Annotated in this window: 14 protein-coding genes and 1 tRNA gene; 5 read left to right on the top strand and 10 right to left on the bottom strand. The window is 54.6% G+C overall.

Annotated elements, in window-relative coordinates:
* Positions 1 to 106 precede the first annotated feature (106 nt).
* Both V1603_RS07540 and V1603_RS07535 read right to left on the bottom strand, forming a co-directional pair.
* Entirely contained in the window at positions 107 to 856 is a 750-nt protein-coding gene (locus V1603_RS07540; RefSeq protein ID WP_395313703.1) for a prepilin peptidase, read from the bottom strand.
* 45 nt (positions 857 to 901) lie between these two features.
* Positions 902 to 1,120, bottom strand: a complete 219-nt coding sequence (locus V1603_RS07535; RefSeq protein ID WP_116344043.1) for an ANR family transcriptional regulator — start codon at positions 1,118 to 1,120, stop codon at positions 902 to 904.
* Between the two features lie 230 nt (positions 1,121 to 1,350).
* Between V1603_RS07535 and V1603_RS07530 the strand changes: the two genes are divergently transcribed.
* A complete protein-coding gene (locus V1603_RS07530; RefSeq protein WP_395313702.1) occupies positions 1,351 to 2,484 on the top strand; it encodes a hypothetical protein in 1,134 nt (377 codons plus the stop codon).
* On the opposite strand, the gene V1603_RS07525 is transcribed toward V1603_RS07530, so the two are convergent.
* From V1603_RS07525 to V1603_RS07510, 4 genes are all read right to left on the bottom strand, one after another.
* On the bottom strand, positions 2,447 to 2,974 hold the full coding sequence (locus tag V1603_RS07525) for a cytochrome b (RefSeq protein ID WP_163331086.1): 528 nt from the start codon (positions 2,972 to 2,974) through the stop codon (positions 2,447 to 2,449). The two genes, V1603_RS07530 and V1603_RS07525, sit on opposite strands and share 38 nt — an antisense overlap.
* A gap of 64 nt (positions 2,975 to 3,038) precedes the next feature.
* Positions 3,039 to 4,640, bottom strand: coding sequence for a glycosyl hydrolase family 18 protein (locus V1603_RS07520; protein WP_269837462.1), 1,602 nt, complete (start codon positions 4,638 to 4,640; stop codon positions 3,039 to 3,041).
* 148 nt (positions 4,641 to 4,788) lie between these two features.
* Positions 4,789 to 5,268, bottom strand: a complete 480-nt coding sequence (locus V1603_RS07515; RefSeq protein ID WP_166710189.1) for a hypothetical protein — start codon at positions 5,266 to 5,268, stop codon at positions 4,789 to 4,791.
* Positions 5,238 to 5,975, bottom strand: a complete 738-nt coding sequence (locus V1603_RS07510; protein WP_162875008.1) for a helix-turn-helix domain-containing protein — start codon at positions 5,973 to 5,975, stop codon at positions 5,238 to 5,240. The genes V1603_RS07515 and V1603_RS07510 overlap by 31 nt, the downstream gene beginning before the upstream one ends.
* Before the next feature lie 536 nt (positions 5,976 to 6,511).
* On the opposite strand from V1603_RS07510, the gene V1603_RS07505 reads away from it, so the two are divergent.
* The 3 genes from V1603_RS07505 (at position 6,512) to V1603_RS07495 (ending at position 11,214) form a co-directional block, all read left to right on the top strand.
* Complete coding sequence (locus V1603_RS07505; protein ID WP_116344039.1) at positions 6,512 to 7,108, top strand: response regulator transcription factor; 597 nt, start codon at positions 6,512 to 6,514, stop codon at positions 7,106 to 7,108.
* A 2-nt stretch (positions 7,109 to 7,110) separates the two neighbouring features.
* Positions 7,111 to 10,443, top strand: a complete 3,333-nt coding sequence (locus V1603_RS07500; RefSeq protein WP_395313701.1) for an ATP-binding protein — start codon at positions 7,111 to 7,113, stop codon at positions 10,441 to 10,443.
* Between the two features lie 84 nt (positions 10,444 to 10,527).
* Positions 10,528 to 11,214, top strand: a complete 687-nt coding sequence (locus V1603_RS07495; protein WP_163331089.1) for a response regulator transcription factor — start codon at positions 10,528 to 10,530, stop codon at positions 11,212 to 11,214.
* A 78-nt stretch (positions 11,215 to 11,292) separates the two neighbouring features.
* On the opposite strand, the gene V1603_RS07490 is transcribed toward V1603_RS07495, so the two are convergent.
* The gene (locus V1603_RS07490; RefSeq protein WP_302221091.1) at positions 11,293 to 13,239 is read right to left on the bottom strand and encodes a TonB-dependent copper receptor; all 1,947 of its coding nucleotides are present in this window, start codon (positions 13,237 to 13,239) and stop codon (positions 11,293 to 11,295) included.
* Positions 13,240 to 13,383: 144 nt separating this feature from the next.
* On the bottom strand, positions 13,384 to 14,298 hold the full coding sequence (locus tag V1603_RS07485) for a LysR family transcriptional regulator (RefSeq protein ID WP_116344035.1): 915 nt from the start codon (positions 14,296 to 14,298) through the stop codon (positions 13,384 to 13,386).
* Positions 14,299 to 14,399: 101 nt separating this feature from the next.
* Between V1603_RS07485 and V1603_RS07480 the strand changes: the two genes are divergently transcribed.
* The gene (locus V1603_RS07480) at positions 14,400 to 15,332 is read left to right on the top strand and encodes a DMT family transporter (RefSeq protein WP_233003091.1); all 933 of its coding nucleotides are present in this window, start codon (positions 14,400 to 14,402) and stop codon (positions 15,330 to 15,332) included.
* A 37-nt stretch (positions 15,333 to 15,369) separates the two neighbouring features.
* Here the strand turns inward: V1603_RS07480 and V1603_RS07475 are convergent.
* Both V1603_RS07475 and dnaQ read right to left on the bottom strand, forming a co-directional pair.
* A tRNA-Asp gene (locus tag V1603_RS07475) sits at positions 15,370 to 15,446 on the bottom strand.
* A gap of 132 nt (positions 15,447 to 15,578) precedes the next feature.
* Positions 15,579 to 16,310: a DNA polymerase III subunit epsilon gene (gene dnaQ / locus V1603_RS07470; RefSeq protein WP_204320751.1), complete on the bottom strand. Its 732-nt coding sequence runs from the start codon at positions 16,308 to 16,310 to the stop codon at positions 15,579 to 15,581.
* Positions 16,311 to 16,323: the final 13 nt, after the last annotated feature.

The raw sequence follows: 16,323 nt of genomic DNA, 5'->3' as shown, positions 1-16,323 counted from the left end.
TAACTCTGGCCGGGTCTTCACTGACCCGTGCCTCACATTATCATTCCCTGCCTACACTTTCGTTATCATTTTGCGCCGGAAATCGCCCCTTCCTTCCGGCGCTTTTTTATCGGTATAACACCACCCACCCTATCGCGGCGATAATCGGATACGGGCCGAAGGGAAACGGTTGACCGGGCTTGATCCGCAACAGAATCAGCGCCGTGACCAGCGCCAGCAGCGTAGAGGCAACAAAAACATCCAGCAGCGCCAGCGGGCCAAGCCACGCCCCGAGCGCCGCCAGCAGTTTCATATCCCCCATCCCCATACCTTCATGACCGCGCAACAAACGGAACAGTAAAGAGAGCGTCCAGGGCACACCAAAGCCCAGCAGAGCGGCGATTAATGCCTGCATTGGCTCGACATGGCTATAGCCGCTGGCGGCAAACGCCAACGACAACGCCAGCAGCGGGAGCGTCAGACGATCGGGCAGGAGCATGGTGCGCAGGTCGATAAACAGCAGCGGCAGCAAAAACGTCACCGCCAGCACGTCGAACAGGCTTTGCGGCGTGACGCCCTGCTGCCAGATAATCACCCCGTACAGCAGCGCCATAAGTCCTTCTACCAGCGGATAGCGCCACGATATTGCCTGACCACAGCTGGCGCAGCGTCCACGCAACAGTAGCCAGCCAATCAGGGGTACATTGTGACGAAATTTAATGGGGTTTTTACAGCGGGGGCAATGGGAAGCAGGCCACGATAAAGAAAGTGCTTCACCGTGGAGAATCAAGGGGAGCCGATAAATAATGACGTTGCAAAAGCTGCCGATAACGGCACCCAGTAAAACACTAAAAACGAGTATTACACTCTCTACCATGGTTCAACACTCTGAGGAACATGCAATATCCGATAATAGCAGAGCCTACTCGTTATATTTAGGCATCCTGTTTGCACGTAAAGCACAAAATTCACCGCGCAGGTTTGCCCACTCGATATTCAGATGCACTTTTGCATATTGCGCCGCCTCTTTCCACAATAATGCCGCGATATGCCACTGCTTTCCCTGCTCATGCTCTGCCGCACGGGAAGAAAGTGAAAACCAAACGGTAGCAGGATCGTGTTTGTCGCTTTGCCAGTCCATTGTTAATTCCTTTTGAAAAAATCCCAGCGTATCAATAGCGACGATAAAATAATTGAGATTAAAATGATAAATACCTGATTAACGCTGAACGCCTCAGTGGGAGAACAACGCTGATTACCAATATCATCCGCTGGCTGGCCTTTTCAGGTCTCTATATCCTGCTGGCATTCCTGAGCTTTCACACGCGGGATAGCTGGAGCCTCTCCACCACGCTCTGGTTCCCGGCGCCGTTGCTCTTCGCCGCGTTATGGCTAACAGCCCCGCGCGAGTGGCCGCTGTGGCTGGCTACCGCTGGCCTGCTGCATGTGTTTGTTGGGGTCTGGATAGGCCGTCCGCTCGCACTGGCGTGCCTGTTCGCCCTTTTCGACGTTGCGATTTTTCCGCTTTGCGTCGCCGTCTTTCGTCTGAATGCGCAGCTGCCTGCGCTGCGTTTTGCGCGCAGGCCGATTATTGGTGAGCTGGTCTATCCCCTGCAGTTAATACTCAGCATTTTTTGCGGCAGCCTGCTGCTTAATCTGGCGCTGTTACTGTCAGGGTACCCGATTGCGCCACTGCATTTTTTTTCCTGGGTGCTGGCGGCGTTAACCGGCATTCTCGCCATTCTGCCGCTGTTGCGGGAGAACAAGATGCCGTCGCGCCAGCACGTTAACGGGCGGGAAGCGCTGATCCTTGCCGCGAATACGCTTGCGCTGATTACGGGCTACTTTCTCCTGCCCCCGCTCTGGCAAGGGCTAAACCTGCTGCTGGTGCAAACAACGGTGGTTTTACTGAGCGTGTTTGCGCTCTCCGGACGCGGTGTCGGCGCTCTGCTGCTTATCCAGTACCTGATTGTGGTGTTGGCGACCCAGCAGCGGGAAGGGATTTTTTACACGCTAACGCCCGATCTCATACCGGCAATCTGGCAGGCGCAGTGGTATCTGGTATTTTCGGCGATTTTTGCCAACTGCTTATATCAGTATCGCCGCTGGATCCAACAGCAGCAGGCGCTCGCGACCAGCGCCAGTGCCATCATGATCCGCCTGTCGCAAACGGGTTCATGCGTCGTGTTTCGCCTTTCGATGCCGGAGGAGGAGATCCACTGGCAAGGCAGCACGGAAGCGCTCTTCCCGGATGAGGAAAAGACGCTAAGCACCCTGACGCTTCTGGACGCACACTGCGATACGTCGTTCCTGCCCTATTTTCGCGCCTGGTACTCACGACAGGGTGAAAACAGCTTTGCCCGGGAAGTTTTTCTGCAAACGCTGCAGGGAAGGCAGATGCGCGGGATGGTGATGTTTCAAAGGATCGATAACACCGCGCATCTGATGGGGGGAGTGAGCCTCTTTCTCACAGCATCCGCTGCAGGATCTCCCGCTGCCCGCTAAAGGTGTATTTCAACACCGCCGCGACATGCCCAAGCAGAATTAAGCCCAGCAGAATGCAGCTATAGCGATGCACCTGGAAGAAAAACGCATTCACTTCGGCGATGGCAATCGGGCGGGAAACCGGCACCAGACCAAACAGGTTGTAATCTTTTTGCAGCATCAGAAAACCGCTAACCAGCACCACCATTATGGTCAGATAAAACAGCTCATGAATAAAGACGACCAGCTGTTTTTTACGTCCGGCCACCGTGGCCGGATAGGGCACCGAAGGGCGGAAGAAGCGCCAGACGAAACGCACCATCATGATGGGCGTGGCGATGGTACCAAGCGACATATTCAGCACAGAAAAGAAGGTAAACCAGCGGGTTCCTTCCAGCGCGTGCAGAATATAGCCCATGCACATCGCGTAGATAATGACGGCTGCGACCACCCAGTGCAGAAGGCGAGAAAACCGATCGTAACGTTTGGCAATAACCAGAGAAGTTTGCATAGTCGTTGTCCTGTAAAACATAACAGCACGGCTCCCTGAGAAGCCATGCTGTTTATAAAAGAGGTTATTCAGCTACCCACAAGTTGCGGGCCCGATCCGGCGACCAATGGCTGGCACCTGTATGGCCAATCTGACAGCGGTAAACCTTTCCCTCATAGAGCACTTTATCCCCCACCGCATAGACGGTTCCCGGTGTGAACGCTGTGGCGTTGCCACCCTGACCGCCCTCTTCGCCAGTGCCTTCGTCACCTTCAGGCACGGTAACGGTCACCGCCTGGCTCGGGGCGGCGTAGTTATCGGCGGCGTCATAGGCGATAACCGTGTAGCGGTAGGTCACACCCGGCGTGGTTTGGCTGTCGGTAAAGTTGAGTTCACGGGTATCACCGATCTTTTCCAGACCGCGCCAGATGGCATACCCCGCCACGCCAGTATTATCCTTAGCCGGCAGCCAGCTGAGCGAAACATCCTGCCCCTTCAGCGTGGCCTGCACGCCCTGCACCTGTGTTGGCGCCTGAGTATCTGTTTCGTCGCCCCCATCCGGCAGACTGCCGTCAAGGATGCTCTGGTAGCGGTTCAGGAATTCATAGCCGTAATGTTGACCATTTTTAGTGTTGCCATTGTCCCAGTTCACTGACCAGGTCATGAGCCCTTTTACCGCTTCATTTTTCGCTTCCAGTCGCGAAAGTGCGTTAAAGACACTCTGCGCGTCTCGCACATAGCCGGTTCCTGCCGCATCCGGGTTGGCCGGAAGACCAATCACCAGCTTGTTCGCCGGGATCTTCACATACCCGCGCGTCCCGTTTGCCAGGCTGTCGGTGAGATAGTAAAGGAAAAGCTCTTTTTGACGGTCGCTATAGCCCTTCCCCCATTCCTGCGGCAGCCACCATTCACCGACTTCGTCCTTCTCCTCCTGCGTCATCATATTCACGCCGTCGCCCGCCTGGTTGTAATACTGTGGAGCGATAAAGTCATACACGCCCTCAAGATTTTGCAGGTAGGCTTTGTAGTTCACCCCGCGATCGGACTGAAGATAAGGGAACTCTGGCGCCATGCTGATGATGAAGTGTTTGCCCTGCTGCTGATAATGGTCGCGCACCATTTTCAGCGCCGCCGGGATCACCGTACTGTTGTCAGCCGCGGTAATGGCCGTCTGCTCCAGGTCGATATCAAGACCATCAAAACCATAGCGATCGGTCAGGCGAATAATCTCCGCTGCAAGCGCTTCAGTCTGGTCTTTGTTCAGTGCAATGTGCGCGTCAGCGCCGCCCAGTGAAATCAACACCGCGCGCCCCTGCTCGTTCAGCTCTGCAACCTGAGCGCGGAACTCCTCATCGCTCGCGTTGTAGGGTTTGAAGGTGGGGATATTCCCGCTCTGCCCATCCATGACTTTCATGAAGGAGACGTTGACGACGTTGTAGCCTCTCGGCACTTCACGCAGCGACATATCAGAAGGTAAGCCTCCCTGATAGCCGCGCGCTTTGTCTATCTCTTCCGGGTTAATTCCCCAGTTGTGCCAATAACCGACGAGAATTTTTTTCTGACTGATATCCGGCATCTGTGAGGCGGCGTCGGTTGCGGCCGCATGGCTAAACGTGCTGACCAGCATTCCGCTTAACGCCAGGCCTGCGGCAATAGCGCTCAGAGATATTTTATTTTTCTTTAACATGGGAGATATCCTGCTCCAGGTTTAATAATGAAATCCTGTCCCGCAAGATAGGATATTCATCTCCCTGAAAACAGGAGAACAGCTAACCGCAGCAGCAGATTTAAAACTCGCCAGCCTGGATATGTCTTATAATAAAATTATCGTGAGATTACTTATACTCACACATTGCTACCCAGTTATCGTTAATTTTCATTAGCCAGCTATTTTTATTAATCGGCTTGAATAACAGATTAATATACTGATCATCTTCACTTATCAGAAAAGTCTTCTGCGGAAGTTGATCGCCAACGGCAATTTTTAATTCTGCCACCCGACCATTGATGACGTTTCCTTTCTGTGTCACCGATTTTAACTGCAGGGTTCGGTTGAATACCCGATTTCCGGCCTCATCGGTTTTTACACCAAATAACGTTAGCCTGTGCAGTTTAGGCCACCAGGTGATAACACCATTAAACTGGTAATGTTCCAGGCTTTCATCGATAAACTTGCCGTTACGAATGACGCTGCTGCAGGGCTCGACAGGCACCATTCTGCTCTCCAGGTAGCCGCTGGTCAGGTAAGCCAGCACGCCACCCAGCGAAACGCTGATGCAAACGCTCAATATGACGAATAGTATTCGTAACCGCATTTTCCCTCCTTAGATAGTTCGCCTTCACATTGCGCAACAAACACTTTCGGGCCGTTCGACGCGATGTAAACATTATTGATACCCGCCGGCAGGTCATGCCGCTTTCGCGCCAGCGCCTGGCGATCGACACTGCGCAGCGAAGAGAGATGAAACATGACGCCATCCACGTAGATATTTTCCTGAAAGGCCTGCGGCGTGTCCGCCGTGCAGACCACCACCAGCGTGGGAAGGATAATCAACAAGCTGCACAACACCGTCAGCAAAGCCCCGTATTGACGTGACGGCGTTTTCATTGGCTCCGCCGTGATAGCAGGCAGCGACGGGCAATCAACGGGAGTGGGAGAAGGCGCGTTATCAGGCACTTCTGGCGGGCAAGCTGCCTCACTGCCCTGCGTTTCGCAGGGTGCCAGTACCACACCATAACGGGGAATGGTTTTAATGATCGAGCCCGGCAAGCCGGCATTTTGCAGCTTGCGGCGCAGCATTTTTATAAGCTGGTGATAACTGGATTCGCTAACAATCATGCCCTGGTTGAGCCAGATCTCTTCAAATATGGTCTCTTTTTTGCATTTGCCGCTGAGGATCAACTCCAGCAAACGACGCTCGTTGGGCGTCAGGTGTATATCACCATGCTCCACGGTTGCCAGAGATGATTTTTCCGGTACGAACGTTACTGACGCTGAAAGAGATATTTCTTCGTTATTCACGGGTAGGTCCTGGATAATAAAATTACAGCGTTTACATTGTTATGACGAAAAAGCGCAGGTATTAACAGTTACATGTCTGTTATCTAATTCAGGCACAAATTAACAACATATCCCTATAAATGATAGTACCTTCGCCATTTGCGCTATTTCCCGTCCTGATTTTTTCGCGGCCCATTCATGATTTCAGAAAGTTTATTCTGAGTAACGCCTGAGCAATACCTGATATTCAGCCTGAACAATAAGGAATTCCTTTCCGTACCTGAGAAATATCGCCCTCCATGCCGCTATTTCGTGATAAATAACAAACCATTCAGCTGCTCAGAAAAAAATCTATTTCGTAGAATGTGAAAGCTTCGTTACTTTACCTTTCGGTTTTCCATCAGGATCGGCTGATGCCCACCTGCAGCTATACAGCCCCCCACTTTTTAGCTACTCTTTTTCACCTTACTCTGCTCTACACTGTAAGAGTGATGCTAAAGCGCCATTCGCTAAGATGTGCGGTGAACACCTGTCTTTTCCTAACCGGATCGGATGTCATGCAAAAAACCGTTCTGATTGCCGACGACCACCCTGTCTATTTATTAGGCTTGCGCACATTGCTGCAGACGCGCCCGGACCTTTATCGGGTCGTTCATGAAGCGCTCAGTGCTGATGAACTTATGAGTAAACTGGCGCGCGAGCCTGTCGATATCATCATCACCGACCTGAGTATGCCCGGCACGCGAAGCCCGGACGGGCTCATCATGATCCGCTCGCTGATTCGCCATTATCCTCAGAGCATGATTGTGGTGGTCACCATGATCACCAATCCTGAGCTTCTGGACTCGCTGCGTCGCAGCGGGGTACATGCCGTTCTCAACAAAGCCAGCTTGTCCAACAATCTGCTACAGACACTGCGCAGCACTCTACAGGGGCATGTTGAACCGGTGAAACCCCATGCACAATTGACCGAACGGGAAACTGAAGTGCTGCGCCTGCTGGTCCGTGGTTTCACCGTGAACGAGATCAGTGCCCAGCTTAACCGGACAAAGCAGACCATTAGTACGCAAAAAAAGAGTGCCATGAGCAAACTCAACGCAAGAAATGATTTCGAGCTGCTCCAGTGCGCGCAAAGTCTGGGGCTGGTTAGCTGAGCATGCGCAGAGGCTGGCTGGCAACATTATTTATCCTCTTGCTGATAAGCGGGCACGCGGCGGGTAGCGTGCTGCGTGTAGGCCTGCTGAGCGCCGCGCCGCCTTTTCTCGTCATCGACCGGCCGCCGGGGATTCTGGATGATGAGCTCAGCATATTGTTTAGCAATACGCCGCTGCCGGACGTTCAGCGCTTTAGCGACCCGGCATCGGCGCTGGATGCGTTGAAGCGAAAGCGCATCGATGTATTAATTGCCGCCCAACGTCCTGCTGCCGATCTGGTCGCCAGCGAGCCAATGCTCGCTTTCCCGCTGGCCTCTCTGAGCATAAAAGAGGGTCGAGGCGGAACGCTGTGCTTTCCAGAATTACCGCCAGAGGTTGCGACCCGCTGCTCTGCGACAGGTTCAGCTTCATCGGGTGAAAGCGTCAGGCAGCTGGCAGCAGGAAAAGCGCGGGAATTCATTGCCCCGGAATTTGTTTTGCGTAACTGGCTGACCCACTCTCCCGCCACCACGCTGACCCTGACGCCGCTGGGCGACGCTCCGCCGCTGCATTTTCGCGCATGGGCTTTGCCTGAGCAGGCAAACACGCTGGAAATATTCAACGAGCGTATTCACACTGTTAACCCGGAAGACGCTGAATGGCTGGAACAAAAGTGGCTTCTGCCGGACGGTAGCGTCTTTGACGCTCGCCATTCCCCCGTGAAGGAAAATGCGCCCAAAATCACGCTACACGTGTTGCTTCCCGCCATTTCACCGCCAATGGTCACGATCACGTCTGACGGGCATATCCAGGGCGTATGGCGCGATCTGCTGCTCAACCTGTTTCCGTCCAACCTGTATAGCCTGACCTTCAACCTTGATGCGCCTCCGCTTCAGTATGCGGAGAACACGTTGCGCATTGTCGCCAGCGCGACGCCACCGTCAAAGAGTGCCATCACGTTTGACTCACTGAGCTGGGCCCTGCTCAGTGAGGACAGCAACCCGCTTTCCGGCGCCTTGTCCGCATTACGGCATAAGCGGATTGCCGTCATGCGCATCTCACCTCTCGTCACGTTACTGCGTCAGGTGTTACCGGCAGATAACCTGGTGCTGGTTAACTCACTCAATCAGGGGTTTGAGTTGCTCAAAGCCGGAGGCGCGGACGGGCTTGCGGGCGACGCGTTTATACTCCATCACCTGCTGCGCCAGCATAACGCCAGTAACCTGTCGCTGACGCCGCTGGCGCTGCCGGAAGTACCGCTATGGTTTGTACCGAATATGTCTGACCCGGCGGATGCCAAAAGGGTGAATGCGGTCATGGCGTCCGTCACGCAGGCTGATATCTACGCGAGCCTTAACCTGTCGCAGCCCGCACAGACGACAGCCGCTGCCCCGGCGCAATCGCTATGGCTGGTCATGCTCGCCGTAGTGGCGATTTGTGCGGCATTAGTCGCCCTGCTGACCTTTAGCGCCGCGCAGAGCCAGCGGCGCCAGCGCGAGCGGGACACGGCTGAATTGCACAACGCGCTCTCCCTCTGGCAAACCCTGATGAACAACGTCCCGGTGCCGCTGTTCGTCTGCGATCCGGCCGGGCGGCTGACGCGCTATAACGACTCCTTTATTCACTCACCGTTACTCACGGCATTGCCCGAAGAGGGCTCTCCCTTTTCCAGCCTGCCTCTGGGCGAGCTTGCCCAACAGTTTACGTTGCCGCATCGCCTCTCGCTGCTCCATGCCGCGACACCGTTAACGGGTGAAACCACCCAGAACAACACCACCCTCTACTGGTGGCTTTGCCGCTATACCGATACGCGGGGGCGGCCTCAGGGCGTGGTCGGGGGCTGGATCGACATCACTGAAAAAGCCGCGCTGACCGCTGCGCTCAATCGGGCACTGGCACAGGCGGAGCAGGCCAGCACTGAAAAATCGAACTTCCTCGCCCGCATGAGCCATGACATTCGTACCCCGCTGAACGCCATGCTGGGCCTGCTGGAGATGGAGCGCGACAAAAGCGAATCTCTCAACATCGCCTGGCAGGCAGCAGAGTCATTGCGCGACGTGATTGGCGGCGTACTGGATTTGTCGCGCATTGAAGCAGGCGAGTTAAGGCTGGAGCCGCAGGCCTGGCCCCTGTGGCAGACGCTCAACGCCAGCGCGGAGATTTTTGCCAGCAGCGCAAACGCTAAAGGGCTCCACTGGCGCAGCGAGTTGAACGTGCCGCGCGACGGCTGGTTCCTGTTCGATAAAGCCCGGCTGAATCAGGTCATCGCCAATCTGTTGGGCAACGCCATTAAATATACGCCGCAGGGAGAAATTGACTTCCACGCCCGGCTCCACGGTGAACATTTGCAGCTGTTGATTCGTGACACAGGCATTGGTATCCCGGCCGATGCCCTTCCACACCTCGGCCAGCCATGGTTTCAGACTGACAGCAGCACGCCGCAAAGCAGCGGACTCGGCCTGGCGATCTGTTATCAGCTAGTCGAACTGATGGGAGGGAAGCTGACGATAACCAGCGAAGCGGGAAGCGGTACGCAGGTGACGGTCAGCATACCGCTTCATGCTACCAGCGCTGCGACAACGGTCGATGAGACACTCGTTATTACCCCGCTGCCACAGCATCGCATTATGATTGTTGACGATTTTCCGGCTAACCTGACGGTGTTAGCACTTCAGCTGCAGGAGTTGGGCCAGGAGGTTATTCCTTGCGCTAGCGCAAGCGAAGCGCTTACACGCCTTGAAAATGAGCCGGTTGATATTCTGATAACCGACTGCCAGATGGCCCTCATGGACGGCTATCAGCTCACCTCGTTGATACTTTTGCGCGATATTGCCGGCAGTATCACCGCACCGCCCGCTATCCTCGGCTACACCGCCAGCGCGCTGCAGAGTGAGGACGATCGGGCAAAACATGCCGGGATGGACGCGCTATTGCGAAAACCGCTCTCCCTCAACGCCCTGCACCAGGCGCTGGCGCAGCATCACAGCCTGCGCAATCAGGAGCCTGACCTCAGCGAACTCCGGCGTCTGGCCAATGGTCAACCGGAGATCATGACCCTGATGCGCCAGCAAATGCGCGATGCCATTACTCTTGATATTCGTCATTTAGAGGAAAACACCCCGTCACCGCAAACGCTAAGCCAGCTCGCGCATCGTCTGAAGGCCTCGTGGAGCCTCTTTGCCATGCACGACGCTACCCGCACCTGTCAGGCGATGGAAGTGTTGCCGGAGATGCTGGCGGCAGGGATGATAGAGCCTGAAGCCCTGCCTGCGCTGACATCGCGATTCTGCGCGCGCATGGAAGCCAATCTGCAGCAACTCGATACCGCACTGAAGGAATTATCTGACAAGTACTAAAGAATGCTCTGCATAGGATCTGTATCTTTCTGGTCATCCGGCGGCGTTATCCCTGGCGTCGCCCACATTTTCGAAGGAGAAACCATGAAAGTTCGTATCGCTATTGCCGATGAGCACACCATTATTCGTCGTGGCGTCTTATCCATGATCACCAATATGCCGTCTCTTTTCAGCGACGGTTCCCCCCGCCCGGAGTTTTGCATTCAGGGCGATACGGCGTCGCCATCTGAACTGCTTTCACTGCTGTCCCAACATCCTGTCGACATTCTGTTTCTTGGCTTTTCTCTGGCCACCAGCCAAACCGTTAACCCGCTCAACGGAATGGACGGCGTATTACTGATTAAATGGCTCAGCCGTAAATATCCGCAACTTAAGATCATTGTGCTTTCGCCCTACAAAAACACGCAGCTTATCCGCATGTCGCTGGAGGCAGGCGCCAAAGCCTATATTAGCCGGGATACCTGTGAGAAAACCCTGAGCAGAACGCTGACGTCAGTGATCAATGGAGAAGTCTATATTGAGCGCGAGCTGATGCATTCCCTTTTCCAGACCGGTGCGCAAACGGAGCAAGAGCTCTCGCCCCGTGAAATTGATGTGTTGCGGATGCTTTGCAAAGGGATGAGTCTGACAGAGATCGCCAGACAGCTACATTTGAGTAATAAAACCGTCAGCGCCCATAAGCTGCGCGCGATGGAAAAACTGGGGGTAAACAGCGACTGTCAGCTCTATTGCCTGCTTGCTAAAACGCAGATGTTCGATATTGCTATCTGAAATAAAAAAACCGCCTGTAAACAGGCGGTAGAGGCAAACAAACGCCTCAACGGTCGCTCTCAGCAATGACACTCAGGGTCAGAAATGGTATGTCGCAGCCAGCCACCAGACGCGCCCCGGCTCAGGGATTTGCTGATCTGAGGCGTATCCAAACTGGCTGGCCCCCGCCAGATTGAGGTGCTCGCTGTAGTATTTATTGAACAGATTCTCAATACCCACGCGGGACTCGAAATGGTCGTTAAATGTGTAGCCCGCGCTCCACGAAAGCACGCCAAACCCCGCGCTCGGGCCAAGATCCTGGCCGGTGACGTTACCTTTGTTCTGCGCCACGCGATGCTGCGGCGCCACCACACGCCACTGTAATCCGGTACGCCATTTTTGCCCGGTATAGTCCAGCGCCAGCCGTCCTTCGAGCGGGGGCATCTGCGGCAGCGGCTGTTTATCGCTACGATTCTCGCCCCAGGCGTAGCTCAGGCTCCCCGTCACTGCCCAGTTGGGCGTCAGGCTCCAGCTTGCGCCCGTCTCCGCGCCCATTACGGCGGCATTGATATTGCTGGCCTGCGACGGCGTGCGGCTATAATCAAACAAAATGTAATCGGCAGTCCGACCGACATAGGCCGATGCCCAGGCGCTGACCTTGTCGCCGTGAAACTTTACGCCGCTATCCCATTGCAGGGTCTTTTCTGTTTTCAGCTGACGAAAGCTTTGTTCTCCGGCCTTACCGGAAAAAAGCTCCCAGTAATCAGGAAAACGTTCGGTGTAGCCGATACCGCTATAAAGCATGACGGGTGCGTCCGGCACGCGATACTCATAGCGGGTGAACACCCCAGGCAGAAGATCGCGCCGGGAGGTATTTTGCGCGCTGCGCCGATCGTCCGCGCGGAGGCTGTCCAGCCTCGCGCCCACGATGACCGTATCATCCGCCGTGACGGACTGGCGCCATTCGCTAAACAAACCCATCTGGGTAAAACGGGCGTCGTCACGCCACGTTCCGGCGCTTTTTTTACGGTGGCTTTTGCGCATTACGTCTGCGCCAGCGGTAAGCGTGGTGGCTTCATCTTCCCACACGCCGGTAAGGCGACTGCCCATTACCACGCCGCCCACTTCAGACTTACGCTTCGGTCCAACGGGCTGACGCAGGCTGTAGTTATCCATGATGTGATCGGTATCATTGGCATAAAGCTGCCAGCTAAGTTTGCTGACGTGCTCGCTCAGGTGATACTTCTCCAGTTTTAGCGCCGCACTTTTGCGGGTAAAGCGGCTACCATCCATCATCCGACCAGCATAGCGGGCTTTACCGTCGCTGGCCCCCACGCTGAGTTCCGCCAGCGTGTCCTCATCAGGCGTGAGCCCTACCGTGACGCCGCTGTTCCATCTGCGCCACAGGCCCGGCACGCGGTTGCCGTGACCATCCCGGTAGTCATCCGCCACCGAATGATTACCGTCAAGGCGGACATAGCCGCGCGGGTCGCCAAACGCAAGATTAAGGTTTTGATCCGCGCGTCCGTTAGCGCCCTGCAGCAGCTCAGCGCTGCCTTCCAGCTCTGGTGCGCTGAAATAGTCCGGCTGGCGTTCAAAGAGCAGCGTTCCGGCGGAGCCCATTGGCCCCCACAGTACGCTCTGGGGGCCTTTGATGACGGTTATCGTGTCGTAGCTTTGCGGGGTGATATAGGCGGTTGGGGTATCCATGCGCGAACCGCAGCCCCCCTGAGTGCTGACGCCATCCGCAAGCAACGTCAGACGGGAGCCGAACATCCCGCGCAGCACCGGATCGCCGTTACTGCCGCCGCTGCGCAGCACGGAAAAACCCGGTATGTTTTTTAGCGCGCCCGCACCGTCGCTGGCTGGCAATTGTTGTGCTGGAGTATGAGCCGGAGCGATAAATGACGCGGGATCGCGATAGTGCCCCTCAACGGTCATCGACTCTTCAGCATATGCCGGCAAAGCGGCCGCACAGCTGAGGGCCAATAATAGTGGACGGGAGGCGATCAGGGAGCGAATACCGCTCGCGGTGATACCAGACATAACACAATTCCGTTTCGGTAAAGAAAATAAGCAAGGCGCTTATTGTCTTCATCCCCTGTAACGGAATACACGACCTGTGGGCAAGAAGGCCCTCAGGGAAATCAGGAAATATCTGGCGTCTAACGGAAATCTCAGGGGCTCTGTTCAGAGCTCTTCGCCCAGGCGGGCCGTTTGCTGTCGTAAAAAATCCATCAACCGCAAGCAGGCCGGAGAGAGCGGCTGCCCGGCGTTTTTGACGATCCCCACATCCATATAGGTAATACAGTCATCAATGGTTCGCCGGATCACGCGCTGGCCGCTGAGCGCCCACGGGCGATAGACCAGATCGGATAAAATCGTAACGCCCTTACCCTGTGCAACCAGGCTTCGAATCGCCTCAAAGGAGTTGGTGCGAAAATGAATATCAGGATGGCAGCCCCGGCTTTGCCAGTAGTCGGATATTACATCGGGATAGTCGTCCGTCACCAGCAACAAGAATGGCACCTTTTCCACCTCTTTTAACCGAAGCTCCGGCACGCTGAGGAGAGGATGACCGATGGCGGTCCATAGACGGCGCGGCGAACGAATCCACGTTTCTACCTCAAGCGTACTATCGTGGCTGATATTAGAGGTCAGCAAAAGACAAAAATCGAGTTCTCCCTGACGCAAACCCTGAAGCAGCTGTGATGCGGGTGCCTCATGGAACGCCGTCTCCAGCAGCGGAAAACGCTGCGCGATATCGCCCCAGAGATTGGGCAGCAGATAAGCGGAAAGGGTTTCGGCAATACCAATGCGCACGACGCCGTTGATCGCCTCTGGCTGCTGATGGAGATCCTCCACCGCCGCGCGGCTATCGTGGAGGATCTTGCGGGCATGGTTAAGAAATCGCTCGCCCACGGGCGTCAACTGGATCCCTTTTGCATGGCGGATAAAAAGGGGGGCATTTACCGCCTCCTCCAGGTTACGCATTGAGACCGTCATGGAAGATTGCGATATATGACAACGGCTGGCCGCTTTGGAAATTTGTAGTGTTTCCGCTAACGCAATGTAGAACTCAAGTTGCCTGAGAGTAAACTTCATAGTTTCAGCCAATACCGGAAGATGAAAATATTATATTAGCATTTAATTCTGCACCGGCAGTACTCTTAAGGCAGACAAAATGTTTATTTTCAGGAGCCTCTATGCCCTATTTTTTACTCAGTCTCGCGGCCTGTTTTTGGGGGGGGAATTATGTCGTCGGTCATTTACTGGTGGCGCATGCAGACCCGATTATATTATCCGCCGCACGCTGGATACTGACGGCTCTTCTCTTATCTATGCTTTATATCAGACAGATTCGCGCCCAGTGGCCAATGATGAAAAAGGCGAGAGGTACGATTATATTTCTTGCGCTGTGCGGACAGGTTATGTTCCCACTCACGCTGTATATCGGCCTGCAATATACTTCATCTCTTAATGCAGCTATTTATTTATCCACAACGCCAGCCCTGGTTTTATTGATAAATAAGCTGGTATTTAAAGAGAAAATATCAGTGCAGAATATTGCAGGCGTTGTTCTCAGTTCATTGGGCGTCGTCTGGCTGGTCATGCAGGGCGATCTGCTGCATCTGGATACGCTTAAAAATCTTAATCGCGGCGATATCTGGACCATGGGTTCTGCCGCCAGCTGGGCCGTTTATTGTGCCTTCTTGCGGATGAAGCCGCATAACGTCGGTGGGAATGCCTTTGTGGCCGTGAGCGCAATCTTCGGTGCACTAGTGTTGTTACCGGTACTGGCGATATCGTTGATAAAGACAGGCTTACCAGACTGGACGGCCTATACCGCGCCGGGCTTTTTAAGCGGACTGCTGTACCTGGTGGTCTTTCCTTCCTGGCTCTCTTACCTGCTGTGGAATAAAGGCATTGCGGCTATCGGTGCAACCCGCGGGGAAATTTATTCACACCTCATTCCACTGAGCGGCGGTCTGTTCAGCGTGATGTTCCTGCACGTTACGTTGCATTCGTATCATCTGGTCAGCACGGTACTGATTCTGTGTGGTATAGCACTCTGCTCTCGCGCCTCGCAAAGGAAAGTCGTGAAGATTGAACGCGCAGACGAAAACGTACAGATATGAAAAAGGCCCACGTTATAAATAACGTGGGCCTGAATAGTGGCGGAACGGACGGGACTCGAACCCGCGACCCCCTGCGTGACAGGCAGGTATTCTAACCGACTGAACTACCGCTCCACTGTTCCCGCTTGGGGAACGAGGCGCATATTACGGTGTGCCTCCGATCTCGTCAACGCTTTTTCTCACGTTTTGAATCGTTTGCTGCAAAATTCACCCAACCGATGATTTTACAGGCATTGTGGCGTTTTTTCAGGCGCGCCACATGCAGCTTCCGCCCTTCTTTTGCACCAGGTCGAGACGGGATTCATGATTAAGCAGTTCTTCATCACTGGCTAAAACCACCCGCAAGCGGCTTGCCTGGCGCACAACGCGCTGAATGCCCGCTTCACCCTGCGTCTGCTGTGACTCATTTTCCATGCTGAACTTCATCGACGTTTGACCGCCGGTCATCGCCAGATAGACATCGGCCAGGATCTGGGCATCGAGCAATGCCCCGTGCAGCGTTCGCTTGGTGTTATCTATTTCGTAACGTGAACAGAGTGCATCGAGACTGTTACGCTTGCCGGGAAACATCTTCCTCGCCAGCGCCAGGCTATCGGTTACTTTGCAAAAGGTGTTTGTTTTCGGAATATCGCGATGGAGCTTACTAAACTCATAGTCCATAAAGCCGATATCGAACGAGGCGTTATGGATGATGAGCTCGGCGCCTCTGATGTATTCCAGAAACTCGTCTGCCACCTCACCAAAGGTCGGTTTATCCAGCAAGAACTCATCGGCAATACCGTGAACGCCGAACGCTTCTGGATCCACCAGCCGATCGGGTTTGAGGTACACGTGGAAGTTGTTCCCCGTGAGACGACGGTTCACCACTTCAACGGCGCCGATCTCAATGATCTTGTGCCCTTCGTAGTGCGCGCCGATCTGGTTCATACCGGTGGTTTCGGTATCGAGGACAATCTGGCGAGTAATTGCAGTGCTCATAGCGGTCATTTAT

It is taken from the genome of Enterobacter sp. ECC-219, assembly GCF_043966805.1.
Classification (GTDB): domain Bacteria; phylum Pseudomonadota; class Gammaproteobacteria; order Enterobacterales; family Enterobacteriaceae; genus Enterobacter; species Enterobacter cloacae_N.
Note: the sequence above shows the minus strand (reverse complement) of the source record. Positions and strands in the feature narration are given on the sequence as shown.

Excerpts from the sequence above, each read along its gene's own strand:
- dnaQ (WP_204320751.1), bottom strand. The coding sequence starts at position 16,310 with ATGAGCACTGCAATTACTCGCCAGATTGTCCTCGATACCGAAACCACC.
- V1603_RS07480 (WP_233003091.1), top strand. The coding sequence starts at position 14,400 with ATGCCCTATTTTTTACTCAGTCTCGCGGCCTGTTTTTGGGGGGGGAAT.
- V1603_RS07535 (WP_116344043.1), bottom strand. The coding sequence starts at position 1,120 with ATGGACTGGCAAAGCGACAAACACGATCCTGCTACCGTTTGGTTTTCA.
- V1603_RS07520 (WP_269837462.1), bottom strand. The coding sequence starts at position 4,640 with ATGTTAAAGAAAAATAAAATATCTCTGAGCGCTATTGCCGCAGGCCTG.
- V1603_RS07490 (WP_302221091.1), bottom strand. The coding sequence starts at position 13,239 with ATGTCTGGTATCACCGCGAGCGGTATTCGCTCCCTGATCGCCTCCCGT.
- V1603_RS07515 (WP_166710189.1), bottom strand. The coding sequence starts at position 5,268 with ATGCGGTTACGAATACTATTCGTCATATTGAGCGTTTGCATCAGCGTT.
- V1603_RS07485 (WP_116344035.1), bottom strand. The coding sequence starts at position 14,298 with ATGAAGTTTACTCTCAGGCAACTTGAGTTCTACATTGCGTTAGCGGAA.
- V1603_RS07525 (WP_163331086.1), bottom strand. The coding sequence starts at position 2,974 with ATGCAAACTTCTCTGGTTATTGCCAAACGTTACGATCGGTTTTCTCGC.
- V1603_RS07505 (WP_116344039.1), top strand. The coding sequence starts at position 6,512 with ATGCAAAAAACCGTTCTGATTGCCGACGACCACCCTGTCTATTTATTA.
- V1603_RS07495 (WP_163331089.1), top strand. The coding sequence starts at position 10,528 with ATGAAAGTTCGTATCGCTATTGCCGATGAGCACACCATTATTCGTCGT.
- V1603_RS07540 (WP_395313703.1), bottom strand. The coding sequence starts at position 856 with ATGGTAGAGAGTGTAATACTCGTTTTTAGTGTTTTACTGGGTGCCGTT.
- V1603_RS07500 (WP_395313701.1), top strand. The coding sequence starts at position 7,111 with ATGCGCAGAGGCTGGCTGGCAACATTATTTATCCTCTTGCTGATAAGC.